Origin of the sequence: Pseudonocardia halophobica (assembly GCF_027922425.1) — a bacterium.
Classification (GTDB): Bacteria; Actinomycetota; Actinomycetes; order Mycobacteriales; family Pseudonocardiaceae; genus Pseudonocardia; species Pseudonocardia halophobica.
The window spans coordinates 1-619 of the sequence record NZ_BSFQ01000234.1 but is presented as its reverse complement, the minus strand read 5'-3'; the positions used below and the strand labels follow the sequence as shown (position 1 = coordinate 619).

At 63.8% G+C, this 619-nt stretch carries 2 protein-coding genes; one reads left to right on the top strand and one right to left on the bottom strand.

Translation table 11 applies throughout. The features are described 5' to 3' along the window. On the bottom strand, positions 1 to 357 hold a 357-nt coding region (locus PKE99_RS39285), incomplete at its 3' end, for a YVTN family beta-propeller repeat protein (protein ID WP_498371925.1). 19 nt (positions 358 to 376) lie between these two features. Between PKE99_RS39285 and PKE99_RS39280 the strand changes: the two genes are divergently transcribed. Continuing rightward, a partial coding sequence (locus PKE99_RS39280) for a hypothetical protein (RefSeq protein ID WP_271215141.1) occupies positions 377 to 619 on the top strand: 243 nt, incomplete at its 3' end.

The following is a 619-nucleotide window of genomic DNA, read 5'->3' as shown; positions in this document are numbered from 1 at the left end:
GGTGATCGCATCATCCTCGTTGGCAATGTAGAGATGCCGGTCATCGGGGGCGAGCACGAATTGTTCGGGGTCTTCGCCCGACGGCAGGTCATGCAGGATCTCGCCGGTGTCGGGGTCCATCACCTGCACGGTGTCACTATCCGAAGCGCAGATGTACAGCCGCTTGAAATCCTTGGAGAAGGTCACGCCACGCGGGCGCTCGCCGGTGGGATAGGTCTTGATGACCTCCAGCGTATCGGTGTCGATCACGCTGACAGTGTCATCCTTTTCATTGGTGACCCAGATTTCTCCGGCATGGATCGGGGCAGGGATCAGCGGCGTGGCAGTCAGCAGCAGGGCAGCAGCAAGGCGGCGCATCGGGTTACTCCGTGAAGGCGTGGCACTGGCTCTCCGGTTCGTCGAGGCCAAGCGTGTCGGTTTCGTTGCGCTGGTGCAGGAACCCCTCGACCGGGGCGAGCGTCACAAGCGCGCGGGCATTGGCCACCGCGATGGGCTGGCGCAACTGGCCGTTCCACGACCGGAAGCTGAGCCCGCGCCCTTTGAATCCGTCGAGCTGGAACGCATCGGACAGCTTCTAGTCGCGCAGGGTGGCGGGGTCGGCGCTGCCGGTTCGGGTAAC